Here is a 13,933-nt window from a genome sequence, read left to right as displayed (position 1 = left end):
TGTCAGGAGAAGCAAGTTGATGACGCCGCCCAGCACCAACCGACCCGATGAAACCGGCGCGGAACAGTTCTACAACGGCCCAACCGACGCGGTATTCGACGTAGCCCTGCTGCGACAGGCGTACGACGAGGTCCTCACGTTGGTCGAGCCGATGAACACCGAACGCAACGGCGAGCCGCTGCGCGGTATATCCCTAACTCACCGTCCCGATGTGGAGGATCTGCTCGCCGACGGACTGGTCAGTCAGTTCGCCCCTGACGGAAGCATGCGCTACCACGAGTGCGAATTCTCCCGTCTCAACCCGATGTTCAGCGACACTTACTTCGCCGTCGTGCATCGCGCTGTGTCCGCGCTCATGCCGATAGGTCGAATGCGGCTGATGATTCTGGCACCGGGCACGGTCTACCGGATGCACGCCGACGCCACGAAACGCGCGCACCTGGCCATCCACACCGATCCGGACGCCTACTTGGTCGGGCCAGACGGTCACGGCCACCACATCCCCGCCGACGGCAGGCTGCGGGTGTTCGACACCCGCTCCCGGCACACGGCATTCAACGCTGGCACCGCCGATCGCGTGCACGTGCTGATGTCGGTCGCCGACACCGAACGCCTGCACCATACAGTTCTGCTCACGCCTGGGAGCCAGCGATGACGATCCTCACCGGAGCCGAGATCCAACGTCAGCGTGAGACCGGGGCGATCACCATCGAGCCGTTCGATCCGGCGCGTCTGAACCCGAATTCCTACAACTTCACACTCGGGGGCCAGCTGCGTGCCTACACCGCACCGGTACTCGACGCCCGTATCGAGAATCCGAGCACCGAGATCGCCATCCCCGCAGATGGATTCGTGCTGCGGCCAGGCCAGCTCTACCTCGCCAGCACCGCCGAAGTCCTGGGCGGCACCGGGTTCGCGCCGACCTTCGCCGCGCGATCGAGCATCGCCCGCCTCGGGCTTTCGATCCACCTGTCCTCCGGGCTGGGCGATATCGGCTACATCGGCCAATGGACACTCCAACTCGTCGCGACCGAGGCGGTCCGGGTATACCCGGGCATGGAGATCGGGCAGATGATGTGGTGGACACCGGTCGGTGAAATCAGCTGCTACACAGGCAAATACCAGGACTCACGCGGGCCACAGGCCAGCCGGTCTTGGGTCGGGCTCACCGGGGAACTGGCCCGGCGGCGGTTCCCCGGACTCGGAGAGGAACGACTCCGCTCCGAGCTGGTCGGTGCGAAGTGTGCTCGCCTGGGCGAGTTGTCTGCGCGAGTGCCGGTCCCGCCGCTGATCGCGGTCCCGGCCGGCGAGCTCGCCGCGGCCATCGAGGCCGATGTACTCGCGGGTGTGGAGGCGGTGTTCGCTGACTTGAGGGCAACGGTCGGTGGCGATGTCCCCGCCCAGGTGGCGCGATTGACAGACATGATCGCCGACCTGCGGCCCAGCAGTCAGACTGTGGAGTTGCTGAACGTCCGGCTCGAGGAGGTGTTCCCGGCGGGGGCACGGTTCGCGGTTCGGTCCTCTGCCTTGTGTGAGGATTCAGCCGAGACCGCCTTTGCAGGCGCCTACGAGTCCCTGCTCGATGTGGCGGCCGGGGACGTACCCGAAGCAGTCGCTGCGGTATGGCGCTCCTTCTACTCGCTCACGGCCGTGAGCGCGCGGCTGCGCGCCGGTGACCTGGACCCGGCTCCACGGATGGCGGTAATCGTGCAGGCTATGGTCGATCCCGAGCAGGCCGGGATCGCTATGACCGGCTTGGACCCGGCCGACCCCGCTCAGGTCCAAATCGAAGCCGTGTCCGGTCGGGCCGATGCGTTGGCCGCCGGTGCCGCCACACCTGACAGCAGCGACACCGTTGCCCCGGCGACTGTTGCTGCGGTCACCGAGTTGGTCGAGGCCGCGCGCGAGGAACTCGGCGTCAGCGACGTCGATGTCGAGTGGGTCCAAGCTGGCGGTGTCGTCTCTCTGGTGCAGGCTCGCCCGAATACCGCACGCGGCCGCAGTGCCACCTTCCGGCGTGAGATCGCCGTCATACCCATCTACCTCGAACCCCTGCCCGGCGACATTCCGCTGGGACCGCTGACCGGCCCTGCCTGCCACTTCACCAGCAAACGCGGACCTGCGATGCGGCGCGCGCACGAACTCGGTATCGCGATCGGCTCCGCCGTCCTCGTCTACCTCCCAGCCGCCCCCGGCCCCGCCTGGGCCCAGGAGCTCGCCCCGCTGCTCGGCGCGGCACTGTCGGCGCCAGAGGTTATCGTCGATGTCAGCGAACATCAGCGGCAGATCGTCTGCAACACAGACGATCTCGTGGCCGAGCTGCAATGGCTGCACACCGCCGCCCCGACCGGAGAGCCGTTCACGGTGCTGGTCCGCGACTACGTGAAAGGCCAGCGTGGTCTGATCACCCACCCCGCCGATCCCTCCACCGGCGAGATCGCCGCCGAAGCCTCCGAAGCGGGCCTGCTAGCGATGAACCGTGGCTTCGCCGCCACTACCGACCTGAGCCTCGCACCGGGCTCGCCCAGCCAAGACGTTCTCGCAGCCACCGGCGGCGAAACGAACCTGGCCCTGATCGTCCGCCTGGCCAGGGACCTGGCCACGATGCAGGGGCCCACGATCATCGAGTGGGTCATCGGTGACCGCGGGGAGCTGTTCTACATCGATCACACCAAGCTCGCCGGACCGGCAAATCCCGAGGCGGAACCGAGAGTGATCGCGGCTGGACGCTGCACCGGGCAGGTAGTCCGGGTGGTCAATGACGCGGTGCTCGAGCAACTCTCGATCGGTGCGGCGGTCAGCGTGTCCGGCGCGGATATCGATGTCCACCAGCACGGTGCCGTCGCGGAGATCATCGCCCGCATCGAGATTGTCCGCGCCAACGGAGGCCGGGTGATCCTCTCGGCGCGACGGCCCTATGCGGTGCTGGCCGCGCTGGTCGGCATGGTTGACGGCTTTGTCTTCGACTTGGGCTCCCGGCTGTGTCATCTCGGAATCGTTGTGCGCGAGCACGGCATTCCCGCTCTTGTCCACGAAGCCTCCGACGGCGAAGTACTCACCCTCGACAACGGCACCGTCCTCACCCACGGAGGTCCCCGATGACCCAACCCAGGATCCGGCTCGCCCTCATCGGCCACTCAGGCGCCGGGAAATCCACCACCGCCCAACTCGTCACCCACGCCGCCGAATCACGCGGTCTCCGTGCCGAGGTCATCAAAGTCGCCGCACCGCTCTACGACCTGCAGCACGCCTTCTACACCCGCATAGGCCGCACCCTCCCGCCCGGCCAACAGGACCAACAGCTCATGGAGACTCTGGCCAGCTGCCTGCGCGATCGAGAACCCGGCTTCCTACTCAAGGACTTCCTCGCCCGCGCTGACGCGAGTAGTGCCGACGTCGTGATCAACGACGACGTGCGCTCCTACGACCACGACCTGCCCCGCCTGCGGGCCTCGGGCTGGACCGTTATGCGAGTCAGCGCACCGGACGAGACCCGCAAGCAACGGCTCACCGCCCAGGGTTATCTCAGCTTGTCCGACGTTTCCACCGCTGGTGTCGAAGATGTCGATGCCGAGGTCGAGGTCACCAACGATGGCACCCGGCAAGACCTCGCCGGACATGTGCGCGCGGTGTTGGACCGGATGTTCTCATGCTGACCGGAGCCGAGATCCGGGCTGCGCGCCACCGCGGCGAGCTAGTGATCGACCCCTTCGACGAGCACTTGGTGTGCGCGAATTCGATCGCGTTCCGCCTCGGGGCCGAGCTGCTGTCCTACCCTGCGGGGGTCGAACTCGACCCGCACCACAATCCCGAGGCGGTGCAGGCCAATATCTCGCCCGACGGTGTCGTACTCGTCCCCGGGAAGCTGTATCTCGGGTCAACGGCCGAGGCGATGGGTGGGCTGCGTTATGCGGCCACGCTGCACGCCTGCCGATCCGTGTCCTCGCTCGGGCTGCGGATCCAGCTGTCCGCGCCGCTGGGGCATTGCGGCGCGGTCATCCCCTGGACCCTCGAGTTGCGCGCGACGGTGCCGGTGCGGGTGTATGCGGGGATGACGATCGGCAAGCTCGCGTTCTGGCCGATGCAGGGCGCTGCGGTCCGCTATCTCGGCCGGTACCGCGATTCGCGCGGACCTGTGCGCTCGCTCATCGCCGCCTGCCCACCCGGTCCCCCAGTGATACCGTCCGCCGGATCGATTCCGGCGTATCCCCCCACCGACCAACGAGAGGTCGCCCCACTGTGAGCATCGACGTCATCATCCTCACCTACAACAGCGCCGAACACCTGCCCGCCGCCGTCGCATCCGTACGCGCCCAAACCGCCGCCGACGTCACCATCACCGTCATCGACAACGGCTCCACCGACAACACCCTCGATATCGCCCGAGAGCTCGGACTCACCCCGATCGCCAATCCGCACAACATCGGCTTCGGTGCCGCGATCAACCAGGCCGCCACCGCTACTCGCGCCGACTACGTCACCCTGCTCAACCCCGACGCCGAACTCGGCGACCCGAAAGCACTTGAAGCCATGGTTGCTACCCTCTCCGACCCGCAGATCGGGATCGTTGGCACCCGGATACAGACTCCGGCCGGCGAGCCCTACCCGAACGGTCGCCGCTTCCCCTCCACCACCCTCGCCGCACGTCACGCCATCATGAGCGTGCTCCGGCCGGGCACTAACTCCGCCAGCGCCGAATACTTCGGCCCCGCCATCGGCCGCCCCGACTCCGACCAGGTTGTCGACTGGGTCTCGGGCTGCTGCCTGATGATGAAACGACCGCTCTGGGAACAGATGCACGGCTTCGACCCCCGCTACTGGATGTATCTCGAAGACGCCGACCTCTCCTGGCGCTTGCGCGAGAGCGGCTACACCACCATCCTTTCCGGCCCCGCCTGGGTCACCCACCACGGCGGGCAGTCCAGCAAGTTCCGGCGCAACCGGTCGCTGTGGCACCACCACCGCAGCGCCGCCCTGTTCTACGCCCGTACCCGTACCGGCTGGCGACGCATCCTCGTTCCTGCCGCTGTCGCGTTCCTCGGTATCCGGCTCGCCGCGCTGGTCGCGCTCAACACCGCCCGCCGCCTCACCGCCAGCGACTGACACCACGAGGGGGTCGACCCATGTCCCACAAATCCTGCTGGCTGCTCACCGGCACCTGGCACGCCCGTTACCGTGCCCTGGGAGAGAACCTTCCCAGCGACACCATGTTCCACATCCAGCCGATGACAACGCGACCCGGCTATGCCACCGCAATGGTCGATTTGGCCGAGCGGACCAGACCCCGCTCTTCCTACCGGCACTCCAGTTCTCAGCTGCTGGAGCGCTCCGACACCACCACCGGCGTCGAGGGGGCGGCGCGGCGAGAATCGATGCCTCTGGCCGTTCTCGCCGCGGACCTCCGGCAGCGGTGCTGGGTGGTGTATTTGCCCTCCCGCCTCAACGACAAGGCGGGGCTCTTCCACCGCGTCGCCGAGATCGCCGACGTCTTCAGCTTCGCTGAGAACAGCCGCGCCACAACGACGGAGCCCTCGGCGGCGGTCCTGGCCGAAGTTGTGGACCGGCTGCCGGAGTTCTCGGCCACAGTAGGCAGCCACGAGTGCTGGTACTTCACCATCGACGCCGGGGTGGAGTACGAGCACAAGTTCACCCTCGACCCCGACACCGACATCTACGCTCTCACCGGGGGCATCGCCGCCGAGATCGGGCACGGCGAGCCTGACTACCTGCGACCGGAGTTCGCCAACGCCTTCGAGATGTGGCAGTTCCACAACCACATGTTCGAGGTCACCGGACCGACCTCCGCCGACTGCGGGTACGCATCGTTCATCCCCCGCCGAGCAGGCGGACACGTCATCAAACGCAAACGATTCACCCAGGACGGGTTCGCCCGCTACGAAACCAAAACCACCGTCACAGAAGAACTCACCGACATCACACAGATGCAGTCCTACCTGCACCAACACCTCAGCCTGGAGGTCAGTTACCTCGGGGAGTTCGTCCGCGCCAGGTTCGACAACAACGTCGAGAGCATCAACACCGGACACATCTACTCGATCATGGCCGATCGCTGCGTATTCCCCGCACACCCGGGCATTGTGCTCCAGCAGCTCGAGATCGAATACCTCCGATCCCGTGGAGACGAACGCGATCGCCTTAGCGAGATGATCGATGAACTCGGCTCCCTTCGACGCTGGGCCATCCGGTACCTCGCAGACAGAGCGATTCCGGCGAAACCGAGCTACCTGTCCAAGTACACCTTCCTCCGGAATCTGACCCAAGCCTCCCAGAACCCATTGGGAGCGCCCGCTAGCCCTCGGGAACCGAGGTAGCCAGCAGTGCGCGGGGCAAAGTCCACATCGGGACTGGCTCGGGCCATCGGTGAGCTGGAAATCACAACAACTCGCTCCACCGTGACACCAAGCAGGCAAGTCCCGTTGCGGGGCGGCATAGGGATGGGCCCTGCACTCGACAAAGCGAGAATGTGCTGGGTTATCAGGGCCACTTACCCGAGCGCATGCCCGGTTCGGCCAATCCCACAGGGGTTCGAGCCGGTCAGCGATCGCGCGAGCGTGATCGTGGTCGCCGAAGCTGGCTGCGTGGGTGAGGGCGATCTCCGGGGCGGGGATGGTGCCGACGATGACCGAGTAGCGAAGTGTGTTAGTGCAGCATATAATTCGAAAGCAGCCAGTCTACTTGCCGTGATTGGGCCATACTTCCTCCGAGATTGGCGCGCTATTCAACTGATCACGGCGCGACCGCCAGTCGGGAAGATATTGATTCATAAGGCTCGCGAATCGACGACCGTGATCCCGCTCACGATAGTGCAGCATCTCGTGCACAACGATGTATTCGAGAGAGCTTGGATGCTTCTTGGCCAGTTCGAGGTTGAACCAAATATGACCCTGCTTTCTACGATTTTTCTACGATTTGCCCAGGATCCTCAACGCGGGGATCACCACTCGGTATTCCCGGATCGACGGTACAGCGGCCAGGAATCCGGTCGATCAGGTCGAACTCAGCTCCCTCGGTGGGGTCAGCACGTGACGAGTCAGTTTGCCGCAGAGTGCGCCGACTGGGCGACGCCGAGTTGCTGCATCATCCCGAGCGTGTCCCAGGATGCCCAACTCTCGATGATCTTGCCGTCCTGGAAGCGATTGATCGTAATTCCCTGAACAACTGCCGATTTGCCGGTGGCGGGTATCCCCATCATCTCGCCGTCATTGGTTCCTGTTCCCGTCCATCGGGTAGTGACGAAGTCGCCTTCAGCGATTTGTTCGTTGATCAGGAACCGTTGATCCGAGAAAGCCGCCAGATACATCTTTACGAGCCGTTTGAAGCCCTCGGCGCCATGGATCTCGGCGAACGGGTTCTGCGGATCGTGGTTGATGGCGTCGTCGGCGATTATCTCGTCGAATACGTCGAGGTCTCGCGCGTTCCACGCGTCGAAGATGCGCTTGGATGAAGCCTTGTTCTGCTCTGACATGGCGTTTCCTAACCAGGAGTTACGCCGAACCGGCGAAGCGGGCTCGAAGTCGCAAGAGGCAGCCTTCGCCGCGCCCGGCGTTCAGCATGGTGTGACGCTCGGCCGCGATGCCGACGGAATCCAGTCGCCACACCCCGATACGAGGGCGCTGCCATCACGGAGGATGCCCGCCCCGATGTTGCCCGGCAGGCGTTCAGCTACCCGCCGGTCGCAAACCTTGAAGCCGATGTACGCAATAATTGTGCGCCTTTTTCGTCAGCAAGGTAAGGGGCACCCGACACCCCGCGATGAGTCTTCCCGTGTGACCTCGTCTGCATCGATACACCCTGCAGACAACAAGGAGAACATGATGGCGACTACTTACACGTTCGATGTCTTTTCCAGCCTCGACGGCTATGGCAGCGTCAGCGGGGGTGACTGGGGTGGGTACTGGGGCAAGCAAGGCCCCGAACTGCTCGACCACCGCTCGGCCCTGTTCGCGGTGGAGCAGCGAATGGTCTTCGGGCCCAACACCTATCGGGCGTTCGCGGAAATGCTGGCGTCGGGTGACGTGGAGGAGGTGCGTGACCCCTGGGTCACGCGGATGCGGAATCTCCCGGCGACGGTGGTGTCGAGCACGCTGGAGGGGCCGCTCGACTGGCCGGACGCGACGATTGCCCGCGGTGACGCCGTCGACGTCGTCGCCCGGCTCAAAGAGGAGTCCGAGGTGCCGTTGCGCTCCCACGGTAGCCTGTCGATGAACCGGGCACTGATGGCCGCGGGGCTCGTCGACCGTGTTCAGGTGACGCTGTTCCCGGTGATCACCGGACAGACCGGTGCCGACCCGATTTTCCGGGGTGCGGCCGACTTCGACCTCGAGCTACTGGAGAGCCGGACGCTCGACGGCGATATCCAGGAACTCGTCTACCGGCCGACCCTGCACGGCTGAGTCCGGTGTGCGGTTCCCCGATTCGGTGCGTGTCAGAATGCGGCCATGACCATCAAGTTCGACGCGCTCGATGCCGCGTTGCTGGCCGAACTGGCGCGTGACCCGCGCGCGCCGATTCTCGAGCTGGCGCAGCGGCTCGGAGTCGCCCGCAATACCGTGCAGGCGCGGATGAAGCGGCTCGAGTCCTCGGGTGCCGTGCGGGGTTATCCGCCCGATATCGATGTGCAGGCGATCGGGTTCGCGGTGCACGCATTCCTCGGCATCGAACTCGATCAGAACAGGATGGATCCGATCATCGAGACGCTGCGCGGGTTCCCGCACGTACTCGAGGTGCATGCCACCACCGGGCGCGCCGACTTGCTGGTACGGATCGCCGCGCAATCGCAGCAGGATCTCCTGGAAATCATCCAGCGGGTACACGCCATCGACGGCGTGACCCACACCGAGACCATGCTCGCCCTGGCCACGCCGATCGGGTATCGGAGCCTGCCACTGGTCGAGCATCTGACGAACCGGACGAATCAGCCGTGATGTGACCCAGATCTCTCATGCTCGAGCAGATTGACACCTCGAACCCAGTGGTCCAGATCACTGTTGAGCAGATTGATCAACTATTCGACTGACTGTTGACACCGATTGCCCCTCCACGGCACATTGCGCAGCACCGATAGCAAGTTCCTTCGTTGCGCAGCTCACGATCCGGGTTGTGGAAAGTGTGGTGAGGCGTTCATGACCACCGTCGTCTGTGCGACTGCCCGACCGTCGGCCGAGCCGGCCGCGCCCTACGACCTCGCCGATCGCTACCGCTCCGGCGCGGGCCCGGTGCTGCTGACCGGGGTCCAGGCCATCGCCCGGCTGCTGGTGGAACAGCATGTGCGCGATATCCGCGCCGGTCGCCGCGTCGCGACATTCGTCTCCGGCTACCAGGGCAGCCCGCTGGGCGGGGTGGACAAGATGCTGCTCGGGATGCCGGAGGTGCTCACCGAGCACGACATCGCCTTCGTCCCCGGGTTCAACGAGGAGCTGGCGGCCACCTCGGTGTGGGGCAGCCAGGCCGAACTGCCCGCCGGGCAGCCGACCCACGACGGCGTGGTCGGGGTCTGGTACGGCAAGGGTCCCGGTGTCGACCGCGCGACCGACGCCATCCGGCACGCCAACATGTACGGCGTGAATCCGCGCGGCGGCGTGCTGCTACTGGTGGGCGACGACCCTGCCTCGAAGTCGTCGACGGTGCCCGCGGTGAGCGAACGCTCGCTGGCCGCCATGGGTGTGCCGGTGCTGTTCCCGCGCAATGCCGAGGAGATCATCACCCTCGGCATGCAGGGCATCGCGATGTCGCGGGCGTCGGGTTGTGTGGTGGCGTTGAAGATCGTCGCCGATGTCGCCGACGGGGCGTGGACGGTCGACGCGGGCGTGGCCGACCTCGCCGTGACGGTGCCCGAAGTGCAGTGGGAGGGAAGGCCTTTCGTCTACCGGCAGCGGCCGATGGCGGCGCCGACCGACAGCGTGCTCGCCGAGGCGGACCTGTACGGGCCGCGCTGGGCGACAGTGCACGCCTACGGCGCGGCCAATGCCCTCGACGTGATCGAGGTGGACCCGGCCGAGGCGCAGGTCGGGATCGCGGCCACCGGCACCACCTTCGACGCGGTCCGGCAGGCACTGCTGGATCTGGGTGTCGACGAGGCGACCATGCACCGGGCCGGAATCCGGTTGCTGCGCATCGGTATGCCGTATCCGCTGGGCACGGCCGCGCTCACCGAGTTCGCCCGCGGGCTCGAGCAGCTGATCGTCGTCGAGGACAAGACCGCGTTCATCGAAACCCAGGTCCGCGAGATCCTCTACGGCACCCCGGACGCGCCGCGCGTGCTCGGCAAACAGGACGAGCGCGGCGCGCGGCTGATGCCGGTCGACGGCGAACTCACCGCCGGGCGGCTGCTGGCGCCGCTGCGCCGGGTGCTGCGCGGGCGGGTGGAGCTGAAAAGGGCAGCGCCCCCGGCACTTCCGCTGGAAGTACTCTCCGCCAAGCGGACGCCCTACTTCTGCAGCGGCTGCCCGCACAACCGCTCCACCGCCCTGCCCGACGGCTCGATCGGCGGCGGCGGCATCGGCTGCCACACCCTGGTCACCCTGTCCGGGCGCACCGACAGCGCGGTCACCGGGCTCACCCAGATGGGCGGTGAGGGCAGCCAGTGGATCGGGCAGGCGCCGTTCACCGACGTACCGCACCTGTTCCAGAACATCGGCGACGGCACCTTCTTCCATTCCGGGCAGCTGGCGATCCAGGCCTGCGTCGCGGCGGGAGTGAACATCACCTACAAGCTGCTCTGGAACGAGGTCGTCGCGATGACCGGCGCCCAGGACGTGGAGGGCGGACTCACCGTCGCGCAGCTCACCCACAAGCTCACCACCGAGGGTGTCCGCAAGGTCATCATCTGCGCCGATGAGCCGAAGCGGCACAGCAAACGGGCGCTGGCCAAGGGCACGGTGCTGTGGCATCGCGACCGGCTCGACGAGGCGCAGAAACTGCTGCGCGAGATCGAGGGCGTCACGGTGCTGATCTACGACCAGCACTGCGCCGCCGACGCCCGCAGGCAGCGCAAGCGCGGCACGCTGCCGGTCCGCAACACCCGGGTGGTGATCAACGAGGCTGTCTGTGAGGGCTGCGGTGATTGCGGCGCCAAGTCGAATTGCCTGTCGGTGCAGCCGGTCGAGACCGAGTTCGGGCGCAAGACCCGCATCGATCAGACCTCGTGCAATACCGATTACAGCTGTTTGGACGGCGACTGCCCGTCATTCGTGACGGTGGAGGTGCATCCGGACAAGGCGCAGCGACGCACCGCGCTCGTGCCGCCCGCCGTGGCCGATCCGGGTGTGGACGCGCCACTGCGCACCCAGAACGTGCTGATCGCCGGAATCGGCGGCACCGGCATCGTGACGGTGAACCAGGTGCTGGCCACCGCCGCGCTGCGCGCCGGGTACGAGGTCGAGAGCCTCGACCAGATCGGCCTGAGCCAGAAGGCCGGTCCCGTGCTGTCGCACCTGCGGTTCTCCGCAACGGAATTGGAGCCTGCCAATCGGCTCACCCCGGGCAGTGCGGACTGCCTGCTCGCCGTCGATCTACTCACCGCCACCGATCCCAAATACCTCCAGTACGGCGATGCGGCGAGCACCGTGGCCGTGGCGTCGACGAGCCAGACCCCGACCGGCGACATGGTCTACGACAAGTCGGTGACCTATCCCACGACGGAAACGCTGCTGGATCGACTTGCCACGGTGACGAATTCGATCAGTCACTTCGACGCGCTCGCGGCGGCGCTGACACTGTTCGGGAACACGGCGGCGGCCAACTTCCTGATCGTGGGCGCGGCCGTCCAGAACGGCGGGCTGCGCCTGCCCGCCGCGGCGATCGAGGAGGCCATCGGGATCAACGGTGTCGCGGTGGATGCCACCGTCGCGGCCTTCCGGTGGGGTCGGGTCGCCGTGGCCGATCCGGCAGCGTTCGCCGCGGCGGTCGATGCGGGACAGGCGCGGCGGACCCAGCCGGTGGCGCCCGCGGAGTTGCTGGCGCACACCAGCTTCGAAGGCGAGGTGCGGCGGCTCGTGGAACTACGAGCGGCTCAGCTGATCGGCTACCAGAACGTAAGGGTGGCACGCCGCTATCTCGATACGGTCGAATCCGTTTGGGCGGCAGAGCGTTCCGTTACCGAGCGCACCGATTTCAGCGAGGCGGTCGCGCGCGGACTGTTCAAGTTCACCGCGTACAAGGACGAGTACGAAGTCGCCCGGCTGCTCGTGGACCCGGACTTCCTCGCCGACGTGCGAGCCCAGGTGCCGGGTGGCGAGAAGCTCACCTACAAGCTGCACCCCCCGATGCTGCGCGCGATGGGCCGGGACAAGAAGATCGGGCTGAGGCCGAAATCGCATGTCGTGCTGAAGGTTCTGGCCAAAGGCAAGTTCCTGCGCGGCACCAAGCTCGACCCCTTCGGATACGCCCACGTCCGCAAGGTCGAACGGGAACTGCTGGCCCACTACACCGCCATGGTGCGCCGATCGGCCGGCGAACTGACCACCGAGAACTACGACACGGCCACCGCGGCCGCCGCACTGTCCGACGTGGTGCGCGGCTACGAGGACATCAAACTCGGCAACGTCGAGCTGTACCGCGCCGGGCTCCACGAGCACGGCATCGAGTACTGACCAGGACACCACACCGCGACACCCTGCGGCGCAACCACTTCGCCGCACCCGCCGCACCACCGCACCCGTCGCACGCCTCCGGCGCAACCACTTCACCGCACCCCGCTGCACCACAACACCCGTCGCACACCTGCGGCGCAACGACCTGACGGATGGACGATGCAGGCCTACCGATTCGCGCTCGACCCCACCCCGCAACAACAACCGATACTCCGATCGCATTGCGGTGCATCCAGGTTCGCGTTCAACCACATGCTCGCCTTGGTCAAAGCGGTGATGGATCAACGCACCGCTGAACGCAGCTACGGGTACTCCGAGACCGAACTGACCCCGTCGATCGGCTGGTCACTACCCGGACTCCGCAAAATCTGGAACCAGCGTAAACACGAGCACGCGCCGTGGTGGGCGGAGAACTCGAAGGAGGCCTACAACACCGGACTCGATGGCCTCGCCCGGTCGCTGGAAAACTGGGCTGCCTCCCGGACCGGTCTGCGAGCCGGTAAACCGGTCGGGTTCCCGAGATTCAAAACCGCGGCCCGGTCGAGGCGGTCCGTTCGGTTTACGACCGGAACGATCCGGGTCGAACCCGACCGCCACCACATCGTCTTGCCACGGGTCGGACGGCTCAAAACACATGAGTCGACCCGCAAGCTCGCCCGCCGAGTCGAGGCCGGAACCGCACGAATCCTGTCAGCGACCCTCTCCCAGGACTCGCGTCGCCGCTGGTACGTGTCATTCCAAACACTGGTTACAACCAAAACCCTTCCCGCACACGCACGCCGGTCACCGCACCCGGTGGTCGGGGTAGACGTCGGAGTCAAAGCCGACGCGCTGCTGGTGATCGCGACCCCTGACGGTTGTGAGGTCGCCCGTGTTCCGGCGCCGAAACCCCTTACTGCCGCGCAGGCCCGGTTGCGGGTGTTGCAACGGAGGGCAGCACGTCAGCAGGGCCCCTATGATCCGGTCACGAAGAACCGGCGGCGGCCATCGAAACGGTGGCAAGCCACCAACGCGCGCATCAGCCGCACGCACGGGCGGGCCGCCGCGATCCGCCGCGACGTTCTGCACAAGGCCACCACCCACCTGGCCCAGCAGTACCAAGTGATCACGGTGGAAAAATTGAACGCGGCCGGGATGTGGTCCGCAGGCGGTGCCCGGAAGAAGGGATTGAACCGGGCCCTCGCGGACGCGGCCCTCGCCCAGATCCGGCAGCTGCTGGCGTACAAGACTCGCTGGTACGGGTCGGTGTTGGTGGAAGCTGATCGGTGGTTTCCGAGTTCGAAGACCTGTTCGGGGTGTGGTGGGCGAAAGCCAAACCTGAC

At 66.2% G+C, this 13,933-nt stretch carries 10 protein-coding genes and 2 pseudogenes; 10 read left to right on the top strand and 2 right to left on the bottom strand.

Features of this window, described 5'->3' with window-relative positions; genetic code table 11:
• The first annotated feature begins 19 nt into the window (after positions 1 to 19).
• The 6 genes from ACTWPB_RS15560 to ACTWPB_RS15535 are packed head-to-tail and all read left to right on the top strand — an operon-like array spanning position 20 to position 6,332.
• Complete coding sequence (locus tag ACTWPB_RS15560) at positions 20 to 655, top strand: aspartyl/asparaginyl beta-hydroxylase domain-containing protein (protein WP_446221384.1); 636 nt, start codon at positions 20 to 22, stop codon at positions 653 to 655.
• Positions 652 to 3,102 (top strand): dCTP deaminase domain-containing protein, encoded by a 2,451-nt coding sequence (locus tag ACTWPB_RS15555; RefSeq protein ID WP_446221383.1) that lies wholly within the window; start codon positions 652 to 654, stop codon positions 3,100 to 3,102. Before ACTWPB_RS15560 ends, ACTWPB_RS15555 begins: the two co-directional genes overlap by 4 nt.
• Complete coding sequence (locus tag ACTWPB_RS15550) at positions 3,099 to 3,656, top strand: hypothetical protein (protein ID WP_446221382.1); 558 nt, start codon at positions 3,099 to 3,101, stop codon at positions 3,654 to 3,656. The genes ACTWPB_RS15555 and ACTWPB_RS15550 overlap by 4 nt, the downstream gene beginning before the upstream one ends.
• Positions 3,650 to 4,243: a dCTP deaminase gene (locus ACTWPB_RS15545; protein ID WP_446221381.1), complete on the top strand. Its 594-nt coding sequence runs from the start codon at positions 3,650 to 3,652 to the stop codon at positions 4,241 to 4,243. The genes ACTWPB_RS15550 and ACTWPB_RS15545 overlap by 7 nt, the downstream gene beginning before the upstream one ends.
• Positions 4,240 to 5,103: a glycosyltransferase family 2 protein gene (locus ACTWPB_RS15540; RefSeq protein WP_446221380.1), complete on the top strand. Its 864-nt coding sequence runs from the start codon at positions 4,240 to 4,242 to the stop codon at positions 5,101 to 5,103. The genes ACTWPB_RS15545 and ACTWPB_RS15540 overlap by 4 nt, the downstream gene beginning before the upstream one ends.
• A gap of 20 nt (positions 5,104 to 5,123) precedes the next feature.
• Positions 5,124 to 6,332, top strand: coding sequence for a hypothetical protein (locus ACTWPB_RS15535; RefSeq protein WP_446221379.1), 1,209 nt, complete (start codon positions 5,124 to 5,126; stop codon positions 6,330 to 6,332).
• Positions 6,333 to 6,692: 360 nt separating this feature from the next.
• Here ACTWPB_RS15535 and ACTWPB_RS15530 read toward each other — a convergent pair.
• Both ACTWPB_RS15530 and ACTWPB_RS15525 read right to left on the bottom strand, forming a co-directional pair.
• Positions 6,693 to 6,914, bottom strand: a pseudogene (locus ACTWPB_RS15530) (M48 metallopeptidase family protein); the annotation flags it as partial.
• Positions 6,915 to 7,051: 137 nt separating this feature from the next.
• Positions 7,052 to 7,486 (bottom strand): ester cyclase, encoded by a 435-nt coding sequence (locus tag ACTWPB_RS15525; RefSeq protein ID WP_446221378.1) that lies wholly within the window; start codon positions 7,484 to 7,486, stop codon positions 7,052 to 7,054.
• A 349-nt stretch (positions 7,487 to 7,835) separates the two neighbouring features.
• Between ACTWPB_RS15525 and ACTWPB_RS15520 the strand changes: the two genes are divergently transcribed.
• The 4 genes and pseudogenes from ACTWPB_RS15520 to tnpB form a co-directional block, all read left to right on the top strand.
• A complete protein-coding gene (locus tag ACTWPB_RS15520) occupies positions 7,836 to 8,414 on the top strand; it encodes a dihydrofolate reductase family protein (RefSeq protein ID WP_446226356.1) in 579 nt (192 codons plus the stop codon).
• A gap of 45 nt (positions 8,415 to 8,459) precedes the next feature.
• The gene (locus ACTWPB_RS15515) at positions 8,460 to 8,945 is read left to right on the top strand and encodes an Lrp/AsnC family transcriptional regulator (RefSeq protein WP_446221377.1); all 486 of its coding nucleotides are present in this window, start codon (positions 8,460 to 8,462) and stop codon (positions 8,943 to 8,945) included.
• Positions 8,946 to 9,143: 198 nt separating this feature from the next.
• Entirely contained in the window at positions 9,144 to 12,611 is a 3,468-nt protein-coding gene (locus ACTWPB_RS15510) for an indolepyruvate ferredoxin oxidoreductase family protein (RefSeq protein WP_446221376.1), read from the top strand.
• Between the two features lie 159 nt (positions 12,612 to 12,770).
• Positions 12,771 to 13,925: pseudogene (gene tnpB / locus ACTWPB_RS15505) on the top strand (IS607 family element RNA-guided endonuclease TnpB); the annotation flags it as partial.
• Positions 13,926 to 13,933: the final 8 nt, after the last annotated feature.

This window comes from Nocardia sp. IBHARD005 (genome assembly GCF_052814245.1).
This window is presented reverse-complemented; position numbering and strand designations above follow the sequence as displayed.